The sequence below is a fragment of the Methanofollis fontis genome, assembly GCF_004297185.1.
Lineage (GTDB): Archaea > Halobacteriota > Methanomicrobia > Methanomicrobiales > Methanofollaceae > Methanofollis > Methanofollis fontis.
Genome location: NZ_PGCL01000001.1, coordinates 224,084 through 245,026 on the forward strand (window position 1 = coordinate 224,084; position 20,943 = coordinate 245,026).

20 protein-coding genes are annotated in these 20,943 nt (G+C 62.5%); 13 read left to right on the plus strand and 7 right to left on the minus strand.

Annotation, left to right across the window (positions count from 1 at the left end; genetic code table 11):
• The first annotated feature begins 125 nt into the window (after nucleotides 1–125).
• Nucleotides 126–1,073, plus strand: a complete 948-nt coding sequence (locus tag CUJ86_RS01040) for a deoxyhypusine synthase (protein ID WP_130645711.1) — start codon at nucleotides 126–128, stop codon at nucleotides 1,071–1,073.
• Nucleotides 1,066–1,701: an orotidine-5'-phosphate decarboxylase gene (pyrF, locus tag CUJ86_RS01045; protein WP_130645712.1), complete on the plus strand. Its 636-nt coding sequence runs from the start codon at nucleotides 1,066–1,068 to the stop codon at nucleotides 1,699–1,701. The genes CUJ86_RS01040 and pyrF overlap by 8 nt, the downstream gene beginning before the upstream one ends.
• 286 nt (nucleotides 1,702–1,987) lie before the next feature.
• On the opposite strand, the gene CUJ86_RS01050 is transcribed toward pyrF, so the two are convergent.
• Nucleotides 1,988–3,580, minus strand: a complete 1,593-nt coding sequence (locus CUJ86_RS01050; RefSeq protein ID WP_130645713.1) for a hypothetical protein — start codon at nucleotides 3,578–3,580, stop codon at nucleotides 1,988–1,990.
• A 40-nt stretch (nucleotides 3,581–3,620) separates the two neighbouring features.
• Between CUJ86_RS01050 and nrdD the strand changes: the two genes are divergently transcribed.
• From nrdD to thiE, 4 genes are all read left to right on the plus strand, one after another.
• A complete protein-coding gene (gene nrdD / locus CUJ86_RS01055; RefSeq protein ID WP_268878232.1) occupies nucleotides 3,621–4,076 on the plus strand; it encodes an anaerobic ribonucleoside-triphosphate reductase in 456 nt (151 codons plus the stop codon).
• Complete coding sequence (locus tag CUJ86_RS01060) at nucleotides 4,073–4,975, plus strand: adenosylcobinamide amidohydrolase (RefSeq protein WP_130645715.1); 903 nt, start codon at nucleotides 4,073–4,075, stop codon at nucleotides 4,973–4,975. Before nrdD ends, CUJ86_RS01060 begins: the two co-directional genes overlap by 4 nt.
• Nucleotides 4,976–5,132: 157 nt before the next feature.
• Nucleotides 5,133–5,933: a hydroxyethylthiazole kinase gene (gene thiM / locus CUJ86_RS01065; RefSeq protein ID WP_130645716.1), complete on the plus strand. Its 801-nt coding sequence runs from the start codon at nucleotides 5,133–5,135 to the stop codon at nucleotides 5,931–5,933.
• Complete coding sequence (gene thiE, locus CUJ86_RS01070; RefSeq protein WP_130645717.1) at nucleotides 5,933–6,607, plus strand: thiamine phosphate synthase; 675 nt, start codon at nucleotides 5,933–5,935, stop codon at nucleotides 6,605–6,607. The genes thiM and thiE overlap by 1 nt, the downstream gene beginning before the upstream one ends.
• A 144-nt stretch (nucleotides 6,608–6,751) precedes the next feature.
• Here thiE and CUJ86_RS01075 read toward each other — a convergent pair whose 3' ends face one another.
• A complete protein-coding gene (locus CUJ86_RS01075) occupies nucleotides 6,752–6,946 on the minus strand; it encodes a DUF1858 domain-containing protein (protein WP_130645718.1) in 195 nt (64 codons plus the stop codon).
• 113 nt (nucleotides 6,947–7,059) lie between these two features.
• Here CUJ86_RS01075 and CUJ86_RS01080 point away from each other — a divergent pair, with 113 nt between their 5' ends.
• The 3 genes from CUJ86_RS01080 (at nucleotide 7,060) to CUJ86_RS01090 (ending at nucleotide 13,334) form a co-directional block, all read left to right on the plus strand.
• The gene (locus CUJ86_RS01080; protein ID WP_130645719.1) at nucleotides 7,060–8,862 is read left to right on the plus strand and encodes a hypothetical protein; all 1,803 of its coding nucleotides are present in this window, start codon (nucleotides 7,060–7,062) and stop codon (nucleotides 8,860–8,862) included.
• Nucleotides 8,852–9,460 (plus strand): RPA family protein, encoded by a 609-nt coding sequence (locus CUJ86_RS01085; RefSeq protein WP_207231367.1) that lies wholly within the window; start codon nucleotides 8,852–8,854, stop codon nucleotides 9,458–9,460. Before CUJ86_RS01080 ends, CUJ86_RS01085 begins: the two co-directional genes overlap by 11 nt.
• A gap of 238 nt (nucleotides 9,461–9,698) precedes the next feature.
• On the plus strand, nucleotides 9,699–13,334 hold the full coding sequence (locus CUJ86_RS01090) for a PAS domain S-box protein (RefSeq protein ID WP_130645720.1): 3,636 nt from the start codon (nucleotides 9,699–9,701) through the stop codon (nucleotides 13,332–13,334).
• 15 nt (nucleotides 13,335–13,349) lie between these two features.
• Here the strand turns inward: CUJ86_RS01090 and CUJ86_RS01095 are convergent, their stop codons facing one another.
• From CUJ86_RS01095 to CUJ86_RS01105, 3 genes are all read right to left on the minus strand, one after another.
• Nucleotides 13,350–14,000 (minus strand): recombinase family protein, encoded by a 651-nt coding sequence (locus CUJ86_RS01095; protein WP_130645721.1) that lies wholly within the window; start codon nucleotides 13,998–14,000, stop codon nucleotides 13,350–13,352.
• A 241-nt stretch (nucleotides 14,001–14,241) separates the two neighbouring features.
• Nucleotides 14,242–14,913 (minus strand): 3,4-dihydroxy-2-butanone-4-phosphate synthase, encoded by a 672-nt coding sequence (gene ribB, locus CUJ86_RS01100; RefSeq protein ID WP_130645722.1) that lies wholly within the window; start codon nucleotides 14,911–14,913, stop codon nucleotides 14,242–14,244.
• Nucleotides 14,906–15,574, minus strand: a complete 669-nt coding sequence (locus CUJ86_RS01105) for a DUF120 domain-containing protein (RefSeq protein ID WP_130645723.1) — start codon at nucleotides 15,572–15,574, stop codon at nucleotides 14,906–14,908. The genes ribB and CUJ86_RS01105 overlap by 8 nt, the downstream gene beginning before the upstream one ends.
• A 109-nt stretch (nucleotides 15,575–15,683) precedes the next feature.
• Here CUJ86_RS01105 and CUJ86_RS01110 point away from each other — a divergent pair, with 109 nt between their 5' ends.
• From CUJ86_RS01110 to CUJ86_RS01125, 4 genes are read left to right on the plus strand one after another with little or no spacing between them, the layout of a single operon-like run.
• A complete protein-coding gene (locus tag CUJ86_RS01110) occupies nucleotides 15,684–16,397 on the plus strand; it encodes a helix-turn-helix domain-containing protein (RefSeq protein ID WP_130645724.1) in 714 nt (237 codons plus the stop codon).
• A complete protein-coding gene (locus tag CUJ86_RS01115; protein ID WP_130645725.1) occupies nucleotides 16,391–17,446 on the plus strand; it encodes a hydroxymethylglutaryl-CoA synthase in 1,056 nt (351 codons plus the stop codon). Before CUJ86_RS01110 ends, CUJ86_RS01115 begins: the two co-directional genes overlap by 7 nt.
• Nucleotides 17,443–18,609 carry a thiolase domain-containing protein gene (locus CUJ86_RS01120; RefSeq protein WP_130645726.1) on the plus strand — a complete coding sequence of 389 codons (1,167 nt, stop codon included), beginning with the start codon at nucleotides 17,443–17,445 and terminating at the stop codon, nucleotides 18,607–18,609. The genes CUJ86_RS01115 and CUJ86_RS01120 overlap by 4 nt, the downstream gene beginning before the upstream one ends.
• A gap of 1 nt (nucleotide 18,610) precedes the next feature.
• Nucleotides 18,611–19,003: a Zn-ribbon domain-containing OB-fold protein gene (locus tag CUJ86_RS01125; protein ID WP_130645727.1), complete on the plus strand. Its 393-nt coding sequence runs from the start codon at nucleotides 18,611–18,613 to the stop codon at nucleotides 19,001–19,003.
• A 107-nt stretch (nucleotides 19,004–19,110) separates the two neighbouring features.
• Here the strand turns inward: CUJ86_RS01125 and CUJ86_RS01130 are convergent, their stop codons facing one another.
• Together CUJ86_RS01130 and CUJ86_RS01135 are read right to left on the minus strand one after the other, a co-directional pair.
• On the minus strand, nucleotides 19,111–19,995 hold the full coding sequence (locus CUJ86_RS01130; protein WP_130645728.1) for an alpha/beta hydrolase: 885 nt from the start codon (nucleotides 19,993–19,995) through the stop codon (nucleotides 19,111–19,113).
• Nucleotides 19,996–20,013: 18 nt separating this feature from the next.
• A complete protein-coding gene (locus tag CUJ86_RS01135) occupies nucleotides 20,014–20,937 on the minus strand; it encodes a class I SAM-dependent methyltransferase (protein WP_130645729.1) in 924 nt (307 codons plus the stop codon).
• Between the last annotated feature and the right edge of the window lie 6 nt (nucleotides 20,938–20,943).

The following is a 20,943-nucleotide window of genomic DNA, read 5'->3' on the forward strand; positions in this document are numbered from 1 at the left end:
GTGCGCCTGAATATCCAGGGGCGCTGCAAGCAGATGACAGGGATCGGCTGAAATACCCGGAGGAATACCACCTTCACAACTGTTAATGAATGGGAGCACAAGAGAGTACACCTAACTGGTGCTCAATGGAATCCAACAGGGAAGAATGCGCAGAACCGGTCAGGCAACTTAAGCCCGCCCCGGACATGACGGCCGATGCCCTTGTGCGTGCAATCGCTGGGGCAGGGGCATACAACGGCGGGGCGCTTGCCCGGGCGACCGACATCTACGAGACGATGCTCAGGGATGAGGCGTCGACGAATTTCTTCGGGCTCGCGGGTGCGATGGTCCCGGCCGGAATGGGCGGGATCGTCAGCGATCTCATCGAGAGGGGGCATATCGACATCCTGGTCTCCACCGGCGCCAACCTCACCCACGACACCATCGAGGCGATCGGCTGCCACCACTACCGGGGCAGCGCTGTCTGTGACGATGTCGAACTGCGGCACGAGGAGATCAACCGGATCTACGACATCTTCCTTCCGGACGAGGCCTTCGTCCGCCTGGAGGAGTTCATGCAGGACTGCCTCTCCGATATACCGGACCGCTCGACGGTTTCGATCTCCGGGCTCCTCCGCCACATCGGCGAGCGCCTGGAGAGCGGGATCCTGGCGACGGCGGCGAGGTATGACGTCCCGGTCTTCTGCCCGGCGGTCCAGGACTCGATGCTCGGGTTGCAGTTCTGGGTCTACAACCAGATGCACGGGATCACCGTCGACGCCTTCGGCGACATGCGGGAGATCATCGACCGCTGCTATGCCGCCGAGCATGCCGGCGCCTTCCTTGTGGGCGGCGGGGTGCCGAAGAACTTCATCTTCCAGAGCAAACTCATCACCCCATCGGGCTTTGACTATGCCGTCCAGCTCACCGGTGACCGCCCGGACCTGGGGGGACTCTCGGGCGCTACCCTCACCGAGGCGCAGTCCTGGGGGAAGATCAACGAGGACGCCGCGGCGATCACGGTCTACGGGGACGCCACCATCAACCTGCCCCTGATCACCGCCGCCGTGCTGGAGAGGCTGGAGCATGACTGACCTGATCCTCTCCCTGGATGTCACCGACCGCAGTGAAGCGCTCCGCATCGCCGCCGCCGTCGCTCCCGAGGCGGATGCGATCAAGGTCGGCTACCCGCTGGTGCTCGCCGCCGGACTCGGGATCGCACATGACCTCGCCGAACTGGGCCTCCCGCTCATCGCCGACTTCAAGGTGGCCGACATCCCGAACACCAACACCCTGATCTGCGAACAGGTGTTTGCGGCCGGTTTTTCCGCCGTGATCGCCCAGGGCTTTCCGGGACCGGACTCGGTGCTTGCCTGCGTCGATGCCGCCCGTGCTGCCGGCGGTGAGTGTTATGTGGTCGCCGAGATGAGTCATCCCGGCGCCCGCACCTTCTTCTCTGAGGGCGTCCCCGAACGCCTCTGCGCCATCGTCGCCGAGACCGGGGCGGACGGGATCATCGCCCCGGCCACCCGCCCGGAACGGGTGCGTGCCCTGCGGGAGCAGGTCGGGACGAAGAAGATCCTTTCCCCGGGCATCGGGGCGCAGGGCGGCGACCCGGCGGCGATCGCAGCCCTCGTCGACGGCATGATCGTCGGGCGCTCCATCTATGGTGCAGAAGACCCGGCGGCGGCGGCGCGGGCATATGCACCCTACCGCCGATGATGAGATAATCAATCGTTCCGAGCCCCGTAGGGGGGCGGTGACGAACCCTATGAGTCTTCTGAGGCACCGGTGCCGGGACCCCCCGGTACATCTCGATTTTGAAGTCTTCGCACGTACATGCAGGCAACAGCCGGCGCCTTTCCGGTGATCTGTCCTACAAGAGGATGGACCGTGAGGGGACGACCCCTCCCTATCAAATTAAGGAGGGGCGACACCACCCGCCACCACCGGAAAAAAGCCGATTTCATCCCGGTTGTGCAGATCCTGACCAGGAGAGAGAAAAAAGTTATTCAGAGAGTTTCCAGATCGGCGTGCCGATCCCGGTGATCTTCGCCCTCAGATAGGTATCCTCCGGGTCGAAGGATTCCGGGACCTCGAATACGAGATAACCGGTGCTAAAATCTGATTTATCAACATAATCAGAGATATAGACCGAACCGACACCCCGGACATATCCGGACGGCTGGGAGGGGGTATATTCATCGCCGCCGGTGATCAGCGTGAAATCGGTTGGTTTCGGGGTGCGGTATCTCGAACTGCCGCCGCCATAATACCCGATATGGTTGACCTCCACGAGCACGAAGAGATACTCTCTGCCGTAGGGGGCGCGGACCTCGACGGCGTCCTCACCGGTGCCGAGAGTATAACTCCCCCAGGAGGTGTAGGAGCGGGGACGCACGGAGATCTTGTTCACTTCGCGGCTGTCCACGAAGCGGTAGGGTTCGCCGAGGTCGAGGGCGTCCGGATAGAGGTCGGTGGACTGGAGGGTGAGGGTTGAGTCCTCGACCTGCCGGAGGTTCAGCCCGCCGAGCACTCCGTTCAGGGCGTCCTGCCCCTCGACCAGGTATTCGTTCCCGAGTTCGATGGCGGCGCCGTCGGTGAAGGTGGCGCCGTACCAGATCGCCGAACCGGCGTCCACATAACAATCGAGGGCGGCAATGAACTCGTCCTTCAGGCCTTCATAGCTATCCGGGACATCATAGGCCGAGAATTCTTCCTCATAGGTGCGGGCGGACGTTGTCAGGGCGAGGGCGGACGCCGCTACCGCCCCGTAATCCTGATCGATGGACTGGATTGACATCTCACTCGCCGTCGCTGCGATATCGGCCGTTGCATCGATCACGGCATTCCTGAACGCCTCCTCGTCACAAGGCACCGCCACTGTCGTAACGATCTCCTGTCCGGGAACCATCGCCGACGACGGGTCCTCAAATCCAACACCCCGGTATCTGCTGCTGACGGCGGCGTCAGACCAGTGCTTCAGCCTGATATAGGAGGTGCCGTCCCATGACTGATCGAATACGGCAGCGGTCTTTGCGTCCAGGACCAGTTTCATCAGCGGATCTCCTCCCGCCTTCTCCCTGAAAAAGACTGCAACACAGGCGGTCCGCCCCTTCTGATCGCCATCGAAGAGGGTCTCTGCAATCCTGGTGGCGTCGACCTCATAGGCCCAGAGCGTGTCCCCCAGCGTGCCGCGGGAGGAGTTCAGGATCACGTCCACCTTCACCACCTTCTCCCGGCCCAGATAGTCGGGATCGGCGAGGTCGGGATCGGTGATCACCGAATAGATGGTGACCATCACGTCCTGTGCACCGGCGGCCGATCCACTCATGGACAGGCGCGCCTGTTCCACCAGATAGGCCGCCATCGCATCATAGTCGGACGGATCCGGGGCCGCCGGGAGAGAAGGCGCAGGATCGGCGCCACTACTCCCGAAGACCGAGCCATTGCCGGAGAGGTTGCCGTTATCACCGCCGATCGGCGGGAGGTTCAGGCCGGTCGATCCGGCCCATCCCGCCGCCGCAGGCGATACGACGCAGATACAGAGCAGGACGCATGCCAGAAGAAGCGGCGGCATGCGTCGGGCTGGATAATGCATAACCACAGATGCGAGGAGATGATACAAATAGGTTCTCACCGTGACCGGAACGGCATCGCATCGACCCGCCATTCCGTCCCAGAAATATGCGCAATCCAATGCACATTTATATTTTGGGCCGGGATCTGTATGCATGCAGTGGACCGAGGAGCAGCGTGCGCTGGCACAGAAATACAAACGGCTTGAAGACATCCCGGTGGAGGAGCGGCGCTATAAGTGCCACACCTGCAACCATGTGGTGGACGCCACGCCCTGCCCGGTCTGCGGGGAGACCGAACTGGAGATCATGTGCCCCCTCGACCACACCCACTGTTCCCACGAGGTCGTCTCCGGGATCGAGTACTGCCCCCTCTGCGGTGCGGCGGTCTGCCCGGAGTGCGGCTGCCACGATGTCAGCCAGATCAGCCGCGTCACCGGATACCTGCAGGATGTTTCGGGCTGGAACGCCGGCAAACAGCAGGAACTCAAGGACCGCGTCCGCTATACCGTTGCATGAGATACTATTACAGCGCCGACACCCTGTTTGTCCGCGGCTCGTTCAGGGCGGCGAGCACCGGTGTCAACGGCGGTCTGGGCACGGTCTCGACCCTGCTCAACCATACAGTCCCTGAACACTTCGGGCACGCCGATCCCTCCCGCCACCTGCGGGAGATCACCGATGCCGCAGGCATGGGGGAGGACGCATTCGGGCTGCTGACGGCGGTGCCGATGCGCCATCTCTGCATCCTGCAGTACGACTTCATCACGGTGTTCGTGACGGCCGGCGTCACCAACCCCAACCCTGACCCCGCCGTTCCCCATACGATCAATATCATCGTCACCTCGCGGGAGGGCTTTTCCGACGCCGCACTGCTGGGGGCGATCATCACCGTCACCGAGGCAAAGACCCGGGCGCTCCGCGACCTCGGTCGGACCTTCACCGGCACGACGACCGACGCCGTGATTGCCGCCTCCGAGGGGGAGGTCGTCCACGAATATGCCGGCCCCCTCACCGCCGCCGGGATGCGCATCTATGCCGCCGTGCTCAGGGGGGTCGCGGCGGCGCTCGACCGGCAGGAGGGGCGGGTGGAGGACACAGGGCCGTCGTATTTCATCTTCAGCCGCTACAACGGCGATCACTGGGTGGAGTGGCAACCCGAGGGGTGCCCCTATTATCCCTGCCATTTCCCCGGACAGGTCTGCGATTTCTGTTACTGCCCCTATTACCCATGCAGGGACGGCGATCTGGGCCACTGGGTGGAGAGTTCCTCGGGCGGGCAGGTCTGGAGCTGCAGCCGCTGCACTCTCCTCCACATCCCGGAGGTTGCCGACTATTACAAACAGAATCCCGAGGCGTCCCTCGACGAGCTGAAAAAGCTCAGGGCAACACTGGATACGAAGCGGTCAGGGGCCTGAAGGAAAATATCAGGGCCCGGACCGGGGCAGATCCCTTTTTTCGAATTGCGTCACTCTGAGAGGCGACGGCACCGGCCCCATCGCAAGACCTCTTCACCTCAGCCGACCAACAGATCCTGCAGCAGGGGCACGGATGTGCCCCCACGCGGAGAGTATCATGGACGCACAGACATCTGCCGCACTCCTCGGGCTGGTCAGGGAGAAACGACCGCTCGTGCACCACATCACCAACACCGTGACGATCAATGACTGCGCCAACATCACCATCTGCGCCGGCGGCGCCCCGGTGATGGCCGGGGCCGCCGAAGAGTCGGCAGAGATGGCGGCGGCGGCCGGTGCGCTGGTGCTGAACATCGGGACCCTGGACCCGGCCCAGGTGGAGTCGATGCTCAGGGCGGGCAGACGGGCAAACGAATGCGGCGTGCCTGTCATTCTCGATCCCGTGGGTGCCGGGGCGACCGCCCTGCGGACCGAGAGCGTGCTCAGGATCCTTGAGGAGGTGGAGGTTGCCGTCCTGAAGGGGAATGCCGGAGAGATCGGGGTGCTCGCCGGGACCGGCGGGACGGTGCGGGGCGTGGACTCGGGCGGGTGTGACGGCGACGCCGTCGAGACCGCCCGCACCTGCGCCCGGGCGACCGGGACGGTGGTGGCGATGACCGGCATAGTGGACGTCGTCACCGATGGCGAGCGGTGCGTGCTGGTGCAAAACGGCGATCCCCTGATGGACCGCCTCTCCGGCACCGGCTGCATGGCCTCGTCGGTGGTCGGCTGTTTTGTCGCCGTCGCCGACGATCCCCTCTCCGGGGCCGCCGCAGCGCTGTGTGCCTTCGGGCTTGCGGGGGAGAGGGGCGCCGCCGCGGCCAGAGGACCATATTCCTTCAGGACAGGGCTCTTCGACGAACTCTATGCCCTCACGCCCGAAGACCTGGCGGGCGGTGCGCGGCTGGAGGCCGCCTGATGGGCTACGACCTCTATGTCGTCACCGATGCACGGATCGGCCGCGGCCGATCCCATATCGAGCAGGTCCGCCATGCCGTTGCCGGCGGGGCGGACGTCGTCCAGCTCAGGGACAAAGAGATGGACATCGCCGACCTGCTGCAGGCGGGGCGGGCGATCCGGGAGGTCACCCGGGAGGCGGGCGCCCTCTTCATCGTGAACGATCACCCGGATCTTGCCCTGGCGGCCGATGCCGACGGCGTTCATCTCGGTCAGGAGGACATCACCCCGGCGGCGGTGCGGGCGATCGCCCCGCCGGGATTCATCATCGGGGTCTCGGTCGGGAACGTCGCCGAGGCGGTGGCGGCAGAGGCGGCGGGTGCCGATTATGTTGCCCTCAGCCCGACCTTCTCGACGGACTCCAAGAGCGATGCGGGACCGGGGCAGGGGCTTGCAGTGCTGCGGGCGATCCGCTCCTCGGTCACCGTCCCGCTTGTGGCGATCGGCGGGATCACACCGGCGAATGTGGCGGAGGTGGTCGCCGCAGGTGCCGACGGCATCGCCGTAATCTCCGCCGTCGTCGGGCAGGAGGACGTGACCGGGGCAGCCCGACAGATGAAGCACCTGATAAAGGCTGCAAAAACGGAGCGGGTCGGCGAGGGTGAAACAACGGTGCCGGATCCACCCGCGGCCTGACCGGAGATCAGGCAGACATAGAGAGGATTTTCAGGATTCACCCTCGCCAGAGCACGGGGCAGGACAGGATACAGAACTGCCGGTGACGGTGAAGAAATGCCGCTCCGCCCTCCGGCGGGAAACACCGATACGAGGAAAAAAGGGTTACTGTTCGGAAATGCCGAGCGCCCCGAGGAGTTCCTCGAGCGGGATCCCGTGTGCCGCCGCCGCCTGGCGGATGCTCTCTCCACGGCCGATCGCACATCCGAGGCAGCCCATGCCAAAACGCATCAGGACATCTGCAGATTCCGGTTTTTCCTGGAGGAGCTCCAGAATTGTACTTTCAGCGGTGATCGCCATATCAACCGTATTAGCCCCCGAAGTATATAAGATATGAAGGGGGCCGACACTTTCACACCGCCCACCCTATGGCTATATATCCCGCTGTCACTGACGCTCATCTGGAGATCTATATGGACCTGAACGAAGCAGCAGAAAGAATCTCCCGGAAATTCCAGACCCAGAACGTGGAGGTCGATCCGGCCCTCGTAATGCGAAAACTGCAGACCCTTGTCGAGGAGTTCGGGGTGAACCTCCCTGAGGCCGAACGCACGGTGACCGCAGACCTCGGCAGGCAGTACAACCTCTCCCTCTCCCCCACCCAGACAACGACGGAACGGGAGATCGGGGGACTGGTGACCGGCGAATGGGTGACGATCGAGGGTCAGGTGGTCTCGATCACCATCCCGCCGACCGATGCGATCGCCCAGAGCGGGGTCATCGCCGACGCCTCGGGAGCGATTCAGTTCACGATGTGGGCGCGTGCCGGGCATGAACCCCTCGAGGCAGGTCAGTGGTATCGCTTTGAATCGGCGGTGGTGGACGAGTACCGCGGCGTCCCCAAGGTGAACCTCCACCAGGGCACCACGATCACACCCATCGAGGACAGGGCTCCGGTCACACCCGCGTATATAAACGTTGATGATCTCAGGCCCGGAATCGCCAGCGTCAGGGTGAAGATGGTCCAGGAATGGGAAAACCGACACGAGCGGATCCTCCAGACCGGGCTTGTCGGCGACGAGAGCGGCAGAATAAAGTTCACCATCTGGAAGGAAGAGGGCAAAACGCCCCTCGCCCCCGATACCGTCTACGCAATCCGTTTTGCAACCGTCGAAGAATACCAGGGGCGCCTCTCCATCACCCTCAACACCGCCAACTATTCTGTGGACAGTGGCGAGATCGAGGTCGCCTCAGGCCCCGCCGGTACGCTCAAAAAAGAGAGCATCACCGGCAAGGTGGTCGCCCTCACCACGCCGGGCAGCCCATCCATCGCCCAGAGCGGGATCATCGCCTACCCGGAGGGCGCCATGACCTTTGTGGCATGGGCAAGTGCCGGCGCCCCGAAGATGGAGTACGGGCGGTGGTATAGGATTGAAAACGCCTCGGTCGGCCAGTTCAGGGGGGCGCAACGGCTGAGCATCGGCGAGGAGACGAGCCTGACCGGGATCGAGAGCGACACCCCGATCGTCCCTGCCGTGATCCCGGTGCGGGACCTTGCCCCGGGCGTCGCCAGCGTCAGGGTGAAGATGGTCCAGGAGTGGGAAAACCGGCACGAGCGGATCCTCCAGACCGGCATCGTCGGCGACGAGTCAGGCACAACGAAGTTCACCATCTGGAAGGAGGAGGGGGTCGAACCCCTCAGCCCGAACACGGTCTATACCATCTATTATGCAACCGTCGACGAGTACCAGGGGCGCCTCTCCATCACCCTCAACGGGGCGATGCTCCTCGCAGAGGAGGGCGCCACCCTCGAGGTCGGGACCGGCGGCACGACTATTTCCGGCGCAATCGTGAATGTCGGCCCGGGTTCGGGCCTGATCAAGCGCTGTCCGGTGGAGGGGTGCAACCGCGTCCTCTCGAAGCGGAACTACTGCACGGTCCACGAGATCCAGACAGACTTCAGGTACGACCTGCGGATCAAGGCCGTGCTCGATGACGGGCAGAAGGCACACAATATCCTGATGCAGCGCGAGGCCGTCGAGGCCCTCAGCGGCCTCAGCCTCGATGAGGCGGTGAAGATGGCGACCGAGAGCCCGCTCGGCATGGACGATGTCTTCTACCGTCTGCGCGACGGGATGATGGGGCGCTACTATGCCTGCACCGGCAGCGACCTGGGGGATACCCTGCTCGTCAGGGAGTGCAGACCCCTCGGACCTGATCGTGAGCGGCATGCCGCCCTCCTCAACCATCTCGGAGGTGAGATGAATGCCAGCTGAACGAGCAATCACACCGCGCTATGAGCGCGAGCCCGCCCGCCGGGTGTTTGCGGCCGAACTGCGGGAGGCCACCCACCACTTCAAGGACGGCGAGGACGAGAAGAGCCCGACCTATGTGCTGCTGCCGACCGGCGAGCGCTGCAACCGGGTGTTCTTCGTGGGTTCGATGACCCAGAAGGAGAAACGCGGCGAGCAGAACATCTTCTACTCGGTGCGGGTCGTCGACCCCACCGGCACCTTCTATGTGACGGCAAGTTCGTACCAGGGCGAGGCAATGACCCAGGTCTCCCGGATCGATCCACCGGCATTTGTTGCTGTGGTCGGCAAACCGAACGTCTATGACGCTCCCGACGGACGGGTCTTCGTCTCGATCCGGGCCGAATCGGTGACCGTCGTGGACCGGGAGATGCGGGACTGCTGGGTCCTGGACGCCGCCGAAGAGACGGTCCGGCGCATCGACGCCCTCGAGACTCCAGAGGATGACGAGGAAGACCAGGTAAAGAAGGACGACAGAAAAAAGGCGCAGGAGCGCTACCGCGTCGATCTGGCGGCCTACCGGCAGATGGTCTACGACGCCCTCGCCCAGATAGACATGTAAGCCCCTCAGGGGCCCCATTTTTTGAGAGATGCAGAGGGGATCCATCCCCGTCTGCGATAAAAGATGATATTGGCTCAATTTTCTGATTTGGACCACAATAACTCATTTTAAGATATTTTTAGCGATTAACACACAAAATAAACATAATAATCTATAAATATGATTGCTGCATCCTGAGAAATTAGACGCCGCCGGCCCCCCGTTCCCCGGAGGGCGCCGGCGGCAGGGGCAGACTGGGATGATATCGGTCCTCTATGTCGATGACGAACCCCACCTCTCAGAGATCGCAACGGCATTTCTCGAGATCGATGGAGGGATCAGGGTCACAACTGCACCCGATGCAGCGGCGGCACTTGACCTGATCGCCAGGGGCACCTATGACGCCATCGTCTCGGACTACCAGATGCCGGGGATGGACGGCATCGCATTCCTCAAGGAACTCAGGGCACGCGAGAACTTCATCCCCTTCATTCTCTTCACCGGAAAGAGCAGGGAAGACGTGGCGATCGAGGCATTGAACAGCGGTGCCGACTACTATCTCCAGAAAAGCGCTGACACCTCGACCCAGTTTGTAGAGCTCAGAAACCTGATCCAGCAGTCGCACCGACGCCGCACGGCGGAAATCGCCCACCAGGAATCAGAACACCGGTTCAGGAGCATCGTCGAAGACCAGAACGAGATGATCGCCCGTTTTCTCCCGGACGGACGGATCACATACGCAAACCCGGCGTTCTGTGCATTTTTTGGCATAGAACCCCGGAGCACAGAGGAGAACCGGATGAACGCACTGCCGCTGCCCGAGGAGCGGCGCCTCGTGCAGGAACACCTGCACTCGCTCTCGCCCGAGATACCGGTGCGGGAGATCACCCACCGCATCCAGCTCGCCGATGGGCGGATACGCTGGATACGCTCCTCAGACCGGGCGTTCTTCGATCCCGACGGAAACATCTGTGCCTACCAGGCGGTGGCCCGGGACATCACCGAGATCAGGACCATCAGCGACTCCATGGCCTTCGGCGAACGGGTGCTCAGGATCATCGCAGGCAGCAATGACATCCTTACAGGTGAAGACAGCATCAAAATGATTTCAGATGCCATCGGCCAGATCACCGGAACCCTCACGGTGGGTCGGGCGCACCTCTGGAAGGAGATGGACGTGGGCGAACACCAGCCGTCGGCCGCCGCCCTGATCACCTGGAACCAGAAGGAGGGCGGATCAGAGATCCAGACCTTCCAGCCGAAAATGGCCGTCGCCCACTCCTACCCCCTGCGCTGGCAGCAGATATTCCAGGGCGGCGAGAGCGTCGAAGGGGCAATCGACACTCTCCCGGTCGATGAGGCAGCATGGCTGGCAGAATATGGGCACGCATCGATCCTCCTCGTCCCGATCATGATTAAAGGCACATTCTGGGGTTTTTTCGGGATCGAGAGCGCCTGTCCCGGACGAAGATGGGCACCGGAAGAATACCGGATTCTCAACAATGTATCCGAGACCATCGGCAGAGTGGTCATCTGGTTCCAGACCAACCAGATTCTCATCGAGAACCAGGAAAAATTCAAGGCGATTGCAGAACGTGCACAGGACGCCATCATCATCGCCGACGGGCAGGACCGGGTGCACTACTGGAACCCGGCGGCGGAGCGGATGTTCGGTTTCTCGTTTCAGGAGATCGGTTGCCGCAGACTGCAGGAATGCATCCAGAATGGGGAGGGAGACGTCGAACGCTTCAGGAAGCAGCGGAAAGAGCTCATGACGACAGGAACCAGTCCCCTGACCGCATGTGCGCACCGCATGGAAGGGCGGCGAAATGGCGGCGACACCTTTCCGGTCGAGGTGACGATCTCAGGTATCCAGAAGGACGAAGAGTGGATGGCCCTTGTCATCGCCAGGGACATCTCGGAGCAGAAGAGAATGGAAACTCTTCTGCGGCAGAGCGAGGAGGCCTACCGGACGATCTTCGACACCACCCTGGACGGCATGTTCGTGCTCGACGCCGAAACTCTCAGGATCGTGTTTGCCAATGGTGCCGCCCTGAAGATCATGGGGTGCGACCCGGTCGATAACTTTGAGGAGGTGAGCCTCTTTGATTTTATCCCGGAAGAGAGATGGGACGCCCTCGCCCGTATCATCAGGGACGATCTCTTCGGCGAGAACCCCCAGCACGTCCATGAACTCCCGGTGATCAGGCGTGACGGTATGGAGCGCTGGGTGCGTGTGGTGGGTAAAAAGGCGCTCTTCAGGGGGAAGACCGCAGGGATCGTCTCCTGCATCGACATCACCGACCAGAAACACCTGGAGATGCGGCTTCGCAGGAGGGCAGAGATGGAGGTGATGGTCAGCAGCATCTCCACCCGCCTGCTGAACCTTAAGAGCGAACAGATGGAGGAGGGATTCACCGCTGCCCTCGGGTCCATATGCGGGGTGATCGGTGCCGATGCCGCCCACCTCTTCTGGCTGGACACCGAACAGCGGGGTGTCGAGGTAGTCTATGAGTGGTGTCTCGAGGGGTTGCCACCGGCGCGGGAGGTGGCGGTTTGCCTCATGACCGGCGACCACCCCTGGTGGATGGAGCAGCTGCAGACATCGCGGCCGTTCCGGATCTCCCGGACCGCGGACCTCCCGCCCCAGGCGGCGGCCGAACGGGAGATCCTGGAGCATTTCAATGTCAGGTCGACATTCTGCCAGCCCATCACCAGGAACGATCGGCCCTATGGGTTCCTCCTGTTTCATTCCATTCTCGGGGAACGGGAATGGGACGAGGACGAAATCGCCATCTTCCACATCCTCGCCGACACATTTGCCGAGATCTATCTCCGCGGCCGTGCCGAGAAACGCCTCCAGGAGAGTGTGACACGGTTCAGGTCCTTTGTCGAGGGGACAAAGGACGTCTCGATGCGGCTTGTGATGCAGCCCGACGGTCCGCCAAACGTCGACTATCTCAGCCCCTCATGGGAGGAATTCATTGGTTACTCCAGAGAAGAGGTGTTCCGTGATCCGTTCTTCGGCCTGAAAGTTATCCATCCCGAAGACCGGGAACGGTTCATGGACATGCAGCGACACCCGGAACAGCATGTGAACAGACCGTTGCAGTACCGCTACCGTCACAGGGATGGTCACTACATCTGGGCAGAAGAGTACGTGATCCCGGAGTATGACAGCAAGGGGACGCTGGTCGCGGTCGAGACGGTGATTCACAGCATCGATCACATCAAACAGACCGAGGAGACGCTCAGGCAGATGAACTCCAAGCTCTCCCTCCTCGGGAGCATCACCCGCCACGACATCCTGAATCAGCTCACCGTGATCCAGGGCTACCAGGATATCCTCGTCGATTCAATCGCAGATCCGGCCTTACAACCATTTTTCAACCAGCAGCAGGCAGCCATCGACCGGATCATCGGCCATATCGCCTTCATGAAGAGTTACCAGGAACTCGGTGCACGCCTTCCCGAGTGGCAGACGCTCTCCGAGGTGGCGAAACGGGCCGGGGCGCTCGCCAACCTCAACGGCACCGACCTCACGGTTGATGCCGACGGCTATTCAGTCTATGCCGACCCCATGCTTGAAAAGGTCTTCTTTAACTTCTATGACAACGCCCTCCGCCATGGCGGCGATGTGAAACATATCCGTGTCGCCTGCGAACCGCAGGAGAACTGTCTCCGCGTCATCGTGGAGGACGATGGCGCCGGCATTCCTGATGCCGACAAGGAAAAGATATTCAGACGCGGTGTCGGGAGGAACACCGGACTCGGGTTATTCCTGGTCCGGGAGGTGCTCTTGATCACCGGTTTCTCCATCAAGGAGAACGGTGCCGAGGGGGAAGGGGCGCGCTTCGAGATAGAGGTGCCGGCAGGGATGTACCGTCGGAACTGATAGCACCCCCGAGGTTCACTCGCTCCCTGCCTCTTCGGCGTCCTGCCGCCTGCCCTTCCATTCCCCCTTCAGCTCGGGGTAATCGGTCAGGATCTTTGAGACCGTGCTCCGACTCACATTGAACATGCGGCAGATTTGCGAGATGCTGGTTCCCGAACGGCGCACCGTGATCAACGCCTCGATCTGCCCCTCGTTCAGGGCCTTCGGCCGTCCGATCGCACCCTTCGTGCGCGACTCCTGGCGCGGGGAGGTGGACTGTGCCTTCCTGACCCGTTCGGCGTAGGTGCCCATATATTCAACGAAATGTCCGATTGCTTCTGTTCTGAGTTCTGGGTTGTCAACATACCCAATAAAATCATTTTTTGCGAAAAAAGGAACGAAACCCTCGGAAATCAGGGAGTGGATCTCATCTATTCCATTTTCAGGGTTCCTTGCGATATCGGAGAGGCTGAGAAATATGACGAACTGCGCCATATGTTCACGGCAGTATTGGAGCATGGCATTGTATCCGTCCCGTTTTCTGGGCGGGGTACTGGCGGCGCGATGATCGTTGAAAACCGTATTGATGGTAAAGCGGTATTTGCAAAATTGCTCAAGAACCTCTCGTTGATGCTCGATATCGCCTCTCCTCCTCGTGACAAGGTAGGCTACGGCATCCTTCTTCATACCAATTATTGAAATTGATCTGCATATATCTGTTACGATTTTTTATTAGATTGATCGATCTTCCAAAACCAAATATCCATGAGATTGAGACAGAGATCCAGATTTTGGATACGGATATCGGAGAAAATGAGAACAGGGAGGCATGTGAACGGCGGGAGCGGTGCGGCACAGGTGTCAGAAAAAAGAGAGAAGGGGCCGGCACACATACCGGCTATACGTTCAGGTCAGCTGGAGAAAAAAATCAGTTTTTTGTGTGTTCCCAGTGTTCGAGCACCTCGCTTCCCCCGATGAAGGGGATACCGTGCTCCGCTCCGTATCTGACGGCGTCCTCCTTTGTGAGGGCGAGGCCGCTCTCGTCATCGAGCATCTCGCAGACGACCACGGCCGGAGTGGTCCCTGCCAGCTCGGCCAGGGCGATCGAGAGTTCGGTCTGGCCCCGCCGGACATCCAGCAGCCCGTCGGCGGCACGGAGGAGGGCGACATGGCCGGGGGTCCTGAACTCGGCGGCGAAGTTGTGGCCGCCGCCATTGAGGGAGCGCTTCACCTGATCGGCGATGGCGTTGATCGTGACGGCGCGGTCACGGTCCGGGATGCCGGTGAAGGTGCTCCGGTGGTTCACCCAGATCGAGAAGGACGAGTGGTTCCGGCGGTCGTAGGGGATGTCGCCGGGCTGTTCGGCGGCTGCAACGTTCTGCATCAGATCGGAGGCGAAGGGGAGGCCGAGACGTTCGGCGGCCAGCGGGTGGACGGCCGTGCAGATGAGGCCGCCGCCGTCCCTGCGCATCCTCAGCACGTCCTGCGGGGTGACCGCATCGGCGCGGATGATCAGGTCGGTCTCCTGTTCACGGTCGTCGAAATCGTACAGCAACACAAACTTTCCGTCCCTCAGGGCGGCACAGGCATCTTCAAACATGGTGAACCTCCACGGTTACGGTATCAGAATCCTTCAGGTCAAACTTTTCCCGCAGGCGATCGGGGGAGATGATCTCGATGATCTCATCGGGGTAGTGGCTCCGCCCGGGCTGGACGATAGCACACGGCGAATCCCCGATCCGGCAGGGGAGACAACGAGCGCCCCCGAACGTCCTGCCGTCCGCATGAAATCCATCGATGGTGATCCAGTTCAGCCCCTCAAGCCTCCGCTTCACCCCGACACTCGCACCGTTCAGCCGTATGTTCAGGGTGCCGGGATAGGCGTAAAACCCGAGTTTATCATGGAACTGCGCGCGGTAATGGGGGTGATCCACATAATAGCGCCCCTCCCCGAGACCGCTGATCACACTGCCGGTCAATACAAAGCGCCCCTTCTCCTCGGAAAAGATTCGGGCATAGTCGGAGAACTCCCGCCGCAGCTCCTCCTCACCCTTCGGCGTGATCGCCACGTACTGCCCGTCGGGGTGGATGGAGCGGGCGATCAGAAGGGCCGATTCAAGCGCCTGAAGGCGCCTTGAGGCCGTTTGAGGACTGATATTCAGGGCATCGGCAAGCGTCTGGGAGGAGATCCTCTGCGAAGCGCACAGACCGCCGGTCAGGGCGATCACCTTCAGACACTGGAGTTCTCCCGCATCGGTCATGGATATCAAAATTGAGATGCATCCCATATATGGGTTGTGCCTTCGACTTCGTAGATTGTCGATATGCGATTCGTTAATTATTTAATGTGAGGGCTCAACACCTACTCCTATGAACTCCGAACTGCGTAAACAACTCGCCGAAAAGATGGCGGGGGAGATTACGCTCTCGGACTCGCCGGGGAAGGCGCTGAAGAAGTGGCGGATGAGCTTTGGCATTCCGCAGGGCACGCTCTCCGAGCGTCTCGGCACCTCCCCCTCGGTCATCTCCGACTATGAGGGGGGGCGGCGCAAAAGCCCCGGAACCGCTGTTGTCGGTAAGATCGTCGATGCGATCCTCTCGATCGACGAGGAGAACGGCGGCAAATACATTCAGCGATTTTCAAAAATTCTCTACACCCAGTTCGACGACGACGATGTCATCTATGACATGCACGACTACGCGTCGGCGGTGTCCCTTCCATCGCTGGCAGAGGCGATCGGCGCCCGCAAACTCTGCGGCTCGACCGATCTGACGATCTTCGGCTACACCGTGGTCAACAGCCTCAACGCCATCATGCACCTCTCGGCCAACGAGTTCAACCGCATCTATGGGTGGAGCACCGAACGGGCACTCATCTTTACCAACGTATCGACTGGAAAATCCCCCCTCGTCGCCATCCGCGTCACCCCCTTCAAGCCCCGCTGTGTCGTGCTGCAGGGGCTTGAACCCGAGCAGGTCCACCCGCTCGTGCCGCGGCTTGCGGAGCGGGACCGAATCACGGTCCTCTGCACCTCAATGGGCGTCGAGGAGATTGTGAGTACACTGAGGGAAAAGGAATGGTAGGCATCATCACGTATGGGGCGCAGATCCCCAGATACCGGATCACCATCGAGGAGATCGCCAAGGTCTGGGGCGACAACCCCAAGGAGATCTCAGGCGGCCTCGGTGTGAGGGAGAAGTCCCTCCCCGACATGGACGAGGACACCGCAACCATCGCCGTCGAGGCGACACGCAACGCACTGATCAGGAGAAACGTCGACCGGGACGCCATCGGGGCGATCTATGTGGGCTCCGAGTCCCACCCCTATGCCGTCAAACCGACATCGGCGACGGTCGGTGAGGCGATCGGGGCGACGCCGGTGATGACGGCGGCCGACTACGAGTTTGCCTGCAAGGCGGGCACTGCCGCCGTGCAGACCTGCATGGGGCTTGTCGGCAGCGGTATGGTCCGCTACGGCATCGCCGTCGGCGCCGACGTGGCACAGGGCGCTCCAGGTGACGCACTGGAGTACACCGCCGCCGCCGGCGGGTGCGCCATGATCCTGGGCACCGAGGACCCGATCGCCGAGATCAACCACACCTGCTCGTTCACCACCGACACGCCGGACTTCTGGCGGCGCGAGGGGCAGCCCTACCCCCGCCACGGCGGGCGGTTCACCGGCGACCCAGGCTACTTCAAGCACATCATGGGTGCCGCGAAGATGATGTTCGAGCACAGGGGCACCAGTCCCGCTGACTACGACTATGCGATCTTCCACCAGCCGAATGCGAAGTTCCCCCAGCGGGTGGCAGGCATGCTCGGCTTCACGGGCGAACAGATCAAACCCGGCCTTGTCGTGCCCCGCCTCGGCAACACCTATTCGGGCGCCTCGATGATCGGTCTTGCCGCCACCCTGGACGTGGCAGAGCCCGGCGACCGCATCTTTGTCACCTCGTTCGGTTCAGGTGCGGGCAGTGACGCCTTCGACATCACGGTCACCGACCGGATCACAGACGAATCGGTGTTCGCACGCTCGGCGGCCCCCACGGTCGAAGAGCTCCTCGCAAACCCGATCTATGTCGACTATGCACGGTATGCCAAACACAAGGGTAAGATCATGGTGCAGAAATGAGAGATGTGGCAGTGATTGGGATCGGCATCACCAGGTTTGGCGAATGGTGGGACCGATCCTTCAGGAACCTCTTTGTTGAGGCGGGCGTGAAGGCGATCGAGGATGCGAACCTCTCCGGCGAGCAGATCGACGCCATGTATGTCGGAAACATGAGCGCAGGACGGTTCGTCGAGCAGGAGCACATCGGTGCCCTGATCGCCGACTACTCCGGACTCGCCGCAGGGCACATCCCGGCGACGAGGGTGGAGGCGGCCTGCGCCTCGGGCGGTCTGGCCTTCCGTGAGGCCGTGACCAGCGTGGCATCCGGGATGTCGGATATCGTCGTCGCCGCCGGTGTCGAGAAGATGACCGACGTGGACACCAGCCTCTCCACCGACGCCCTTACGGCGGCGGCCGACCGTGAGTGGGAAGGCTTTGCCGGAGCGACCTTCCCCGGGCTGTATGCGATGATCGCCAACGATTACATGCACAAGTATCCCCTCACCCGGGAGCAGCTGGCGCAGGTGGCGGTGAAGAACCATGCCAACGGCGCCCACAACCCGATCGCACAGTTCCAGAAGGAGATCACGCTGGACACCGTGCTGCGCTCCACGATGGTCGCCGACCCCCTCCGCCTCTTCGACTGCTCGCCGATCACCGACGGCGCCGCCGCCGTGGTCGTAGCACCCCTGGAGATGGCAAGAAAATTCACCGATACTCCAATCCGAGTGCTGGCGACCGCACAGGCGAGCGACACGATCTCCCTCCACGACCGCCGCGACATCTCCACGATGGATGCAACGGTCGCTGCGGGCAACCGCGCCTTCTCCATGGCCGGTCTGGAGCGCAAAGCCATCGACTTCGTTGAGGTCCATGACTGCTTCACCATCGCTGAGATCTGCGCCATCGAGGACCTGGGCTTCTGCACCAAGGGCGAGGCCGGGCGGATGACCGAGGAGGGCGTGACCGCCCTTGACGGCAATCTACCGGTGAACCCATCGGGCGGTCTGAAGTCCTGCGGCCACCCGGTCGGTGCGACCGGCATCAAGCAGGTCTGCGAGGCCGTCATCCAGCTCCGCGGCGAGGCCGGAAAGCGGCAGGTCGAAGGGGCCGAGATCGGAATGACACACAATGTCGGCGGCACGGGTGCGACGGTCGCCGCCCATATCTTCGGGAGGTCCTGAAATGTCGGTACCACGATTCTGGAGAAAGATCCCCCAGCGCTACAACCTGGAGGGGACGCACTGTGAGACCTGCGGGCGCTATTTCTTCCCGCCCCGCAACCTCTGCCCGACCTGTCGCCGGGAGGGGCGGATCGTCGATTACACCTTCAAGGGCACCGGGAAAATCGTCACCTACTCGGTGATCCGATCGGCGAGCGACCAGTTCGCAGCGCTCACCCCCTACGTGCTTGCCATCGTCGAACTCGACGAGGGGGCCCGCATGACCGCACAGGTCGTCGTCGAGGACCCGGAGGAGGTCTCCATCGGCATGCCGGTGAAGGCTGTCTTCCGCCGCCTCGGCGCAGAAGGGGAGAGCGGCGTCATCTACTACGGCACCAAGTTCGTGCCGGTATGACGGGCATCCCCCGTCCTCCTTTCAGATACCCCGATTGCCTCTCCGCGAATACCCCCGCCCCGGCAGACCCCGCCGGGACGAACGATTCTTTTTCGGTCCCCCTGTGATCAGGAGTCCGTGCGGCAGAGTGCAGCATCAAAAAAGGCGATGACCCGACGCTCGTAGTCGTCAGGACGGAGGGAATATGCACCGGTATGACCCGCACCAGGGACAACCCACACCGATGCCCGTCCACCCGCCTCTCCGGCGTACAGACGGGCGAAGGCCTCCTCCATCGGTTTTTCTCCGGCTGCGATCAGCAGGTATCCGGTGGATCCCGACCCGGCGATCGACTCCGGCAGCGGCAGGGGGGCGGCGTCACCGCTCAGCAGGGCCACGACGGCATACATCAGGCGGGCCGTGAAACTCCGCTCGAGCGGACGTTCTGATTCCAGCGCCAGAAGGTCGGCGGAGGAGCGGTGTGTGGCGCCGTCGGCGACGATCGCCTCCACCGCCGGATGGGCAGACGCCGCCCCGAGGAGCACCTCGCCGCCGAGCGAGAGGCCCATGCCCCCGATGGCCCTGACCCCCTCCTGTCCTTCCAGAAAGGCGACGGCGGCGCCCACATCCCGGTCGCTCTCCCAGCCGAACCGGTTGGTCCCGCCCCCGCTCATGCCGTGCCCCCGCAGGTCAGGGGCGAGGACGCCGTAGCCGTGGCGCTGGAGCATCAGGGCGTAGGAACAGATATCATGGCGCGAACCCCCAGCCCCGTGGATCAGGATGATCGCCGCCCCGGTGCCGGAGGGCGGGGCGTACCATGCCGCAAGGGGGATCCCGTCCTCTGTCGTAAACCCCACCTCCTCAAACCCCGGTGGAGGGGGACCGACCTCCTCACCGGCCGGGAGGACGGCATAGACCCCGAATAGTGCAGGGATGCCAATATAGACCAGCAGCACAACGGCCGCTGTGAGGATCAGGAGGGGGCGGAGGCGAACGAAGGAGAGGGGAATCATGGCCGCATCAGGGGGGCTTCACTCCCCCACCACAATATCGTACACGGCGTGCCACTCCCCGGGCGAGTAGCTCCGCACCCGCCGCTCCGTCACCGCCTTCACCGGAAACGCCCGGATGCGTTCGAGGTACCCCCCCTCGGCATCCTGGAGGGTGTAGAAGTGGATCGTCCCGCCCGGACGGCAAAGGGCGAAGGCGGCAGGCAGAAACCCGGCAGACTCCATGGGCAGGTTCATCACCACGCGCTCGAAGGTCCGCCCGAAGATGCGGGGCAGGTGGGCGGCGTCGGCCAGCACCGGCAGGACGTTTGTGACCCGGTTTCTGCCGATGTTCTCGCACATCAGGGAGACCGCCGCCGGGTTGAGGTCGGCGGCCACCACCAGGGAGGCGCGGGCAGAGCAGGCGATCGCAAACGGCCCCACGCCCGCAAACATATCGCAGAGGCGTTCTGCTGGTGCCATCAGGGAGCGTATCCGCTGCCGCTCGGTGGAGAGGCGGGCCGAAAAATATGCGTGCGAGAGGTCGACGGCAAAACGGTGACCATGCTCGGTGACGGTGGTGCGCGTCGTCGGTTCCCCGGCGAGCACCCGGAAGGAGCGGGTGCGAAACTCCCCCTCCACGGCCGAGAGGGGGACCACCACCGTGTGCAGGGAGGGGCGGGATGCCAGGATCCGCACCGCACCGGCGACGTCCTCATCCTGCATGATGGCGATCCCGCCCACCAGTTCGTGGCGGGGGAGGTCCTCGCGCGGCGGAAAAGCGGCGAAAAGCGCCAGTTCCGCCCCTGGCACCTCTTCGGTCAGGGGGAGGAGGAGGTCGGCCCCGTCGGCACGCGGGCGGCGGGAGCGGTCCAGGAGACCGCGGGCGATCAGGTCCTGCCGCCGCTCCTCCGCCTCTCGTTTCGGCACCCGCAGCCCCCATCCCTCCTCGTCCCCCGCGTGCATCTTTAT

What these genes read in the sequence shown, in the direction of transcription:
- CUJ86_RS01080 (WP_130645719.1), top strand. Translation starts at nt 7,060, where the DNA reads ATGGACCTGAACGAAGCAGCAGAAAGAATCTCCCGGAAATTCCAGACC.
- CUJ86_RS01090 (WP_130645720.1), top strand. Translation starts at nt 9,699, where the DNA reads ATGATATCGGTCCTCTATGTCGATGACGAACCCCACCTCTCAGAGATC.
- CUJ86_RS01130 (WP_130645728.1), bottom strand. Translation starts at nt 19,995, where the DNA reads ATGATTCCCCTCTCCTTCGTTCGCCTCCGCCCCCTCCTGATCCTCACA.
- thiM (WP_130645716.1), top strand. Translation starts at nt 5,133, where the DNA reads ATGGACGCACAGACATCTGCCGCACTCCTCGGGCTGGTCAGGGAGAAA.
- CUJ86_RS01040 (WP_130645711.1), top strand. Translation starts at nt 126, where the DNA reads ATGGAATCCAACAGGGAAGAATGCGCAGAACCGGTCAGGCAACTTAAG.
- CUJ86_RS01095 (WP_130645721.1), bottom strand. Translation starts at nt 14,000, where the DNA reads ATGAAGAAGGATGCCGTAGCCTACCTTGTCACGAGGAGGAGAGGCGAT.
- CUJ86_RS01125 (WP_130645727.1), top strand. Translation starts at nt 18,611, where the DNA reads ATGTCGGTACCACGATTCTGGAGAAAGATCCCCCAGCGCTACAACCTG.
- CUJ86_RS01060 (WP_130645715.1), top strand. Translation starts at nt 4,073, where the DNA reads ATGAGATACTATTACAGCGCCGACACCCTGTTTGTCCGCGGCTCGTTC.
- CUJ86_RS01050 (WP_130645713.1), bottom strand. Translation starts at nt 3,580, where the DNA reads ATGCATTATCCAGCCCGACGCATGCCGCCGCTTCTTCTGGCATGCGTC.
- CUJ86_RS01075 (WP_130645718.1), bottom strand. Translation starts at nt 6,946, where the DNA reads ATGGCGATCACCGCTGAAAGTACAATTCTGGAGCTCCTCCAGGAAAAA.
- CUJ86_RS01135 (WP_130645729.1), bottom strand. Translation starts at nt 20,937, where the DNA reads ATGCACGCGGGGGACGAGGAGGGATGGGGGCTGCGGGTGCCGAAACGA.
- CUJ86_RS01120 (WP_130645726.1), top strand. Translation starts at nt 17,443, where the DNA reads ATGAGAGATGTGGCAGTGATTGGGATCGGCATCACCAGGTTTGGCGAA.
- CUJ86_RS01105 (WP_130645723.1), bottom strand. Translation starts at nt 15,574, where the DNA reads ATGACCGATGCGGGAGAACTCCAGTGTCTGAAGGTGATCGCCCTGACC.
- CUJ86_RS01115 (WP_130645725.1), top strand. Translation starts at nt 16,391, where the DNA reads ATGGTAGGCATCATCACGTATGGGGCGCAGATCCCCAGATACCGGATC.
- ribB (WP_130645722.1), bottom strand. Translation starts at nt 14,913, where the DNA reads ATGTTTGAAGATGCCTGTGCCGCCCTGAGGGACGGAAAGTTTGTGTTG.
- CUJ86_RS01085 (WP_207231367.1), top strand. Translation starts at nt 8,852, where the DNA reads ATGCCAGCTGAACGAGCAATCACACCGCGCTATGAGCGCGAGCCCGCC.
- thiE (WP_130645717.1), top strand. Translation starts at nt 5,933, where the DNA reads ATGGGCTACGACCTCTATGTCGTCACCGATGCACGGATCGGCCGCGGC.
- CUJ86_RS01110 (WP_130645724.1), top strand. Translation starts at nt 15,684, where the DNA reads ATGAACTCCGAACTGCGTAAACAACTCGCCGAAAAGATGGCGGGGGAG.
- pyrF (WP_130645712.1), top strand. Translation starts at nt 1,066, where the DNA reads ATGACTGACCTGATCCTCTCCCTGGATGTCACCGACCGCAGTGAAGCG.